At 36.8% G+C, this 533-nt stretch carries 1 protein-coding gene; it reads right to left on the bottom strand.

Annotation, left to right across the window (positions count from 1 at the left end):
* A partial coding sequence (locus AC2D8I_RS16340; protein ID WP_484707183.1) for an OmpA family protein occupies positions 1–533 on the bottom strand: 533 nt, incomplete at both ends.

Here is a 533-nt window from a genome sequence, read left to right as displayed (position 1 = left end):
CGGCGGTTTAACTGGTGCTGTTCGTCGGTACAGGCTCTTCCGCAGTCTACTGCTGGTTCATTCTCTCCTTTACCTAATCCAGAAATCCTTGAAGCGTCAATCCCTTTAGAAATAACATATTGCACCGTTGTTTTTGCACGACGGTCTGATAGTTTTTCGTTATAGGATGCGATTCCTATGTTATCGGTGTAGGATAATGCTTGAATAACCATATCTGGATATTTGGTCATTACTTCTACTAATTTATCCAACTCAAAGGCTGCTTGGGCAGTAACATTAGATTTATCGAATTCAAAGTAAATAGGGTTTAATTCTACTTTTTCTTCAACAATAATTACTTCTATAGGTTCTAATGCCATAGTTACATTTTCTTCTTTCTCAAGAGAGCCTGCAATGTTCATTTTTTGACTTTCGTAGTCTGCCATAGTTACTTCTAATTCTGTAGGGGTTTCACATTCCACAATAAACTCTACTAAACCGTCTCCGTTTGTTAGTTTTGTTGAAAGTTTATTTCCTTTACTATCAAGTAATGT

Source organism: Lacinutrix sp. YIN62, assembly GCF_057219185.1.
The sequence above is the reverse complement of the archived record's forward strand: the minus strand, read 5'-3'. Positions and strand labels throughout refer to the sequence as shown.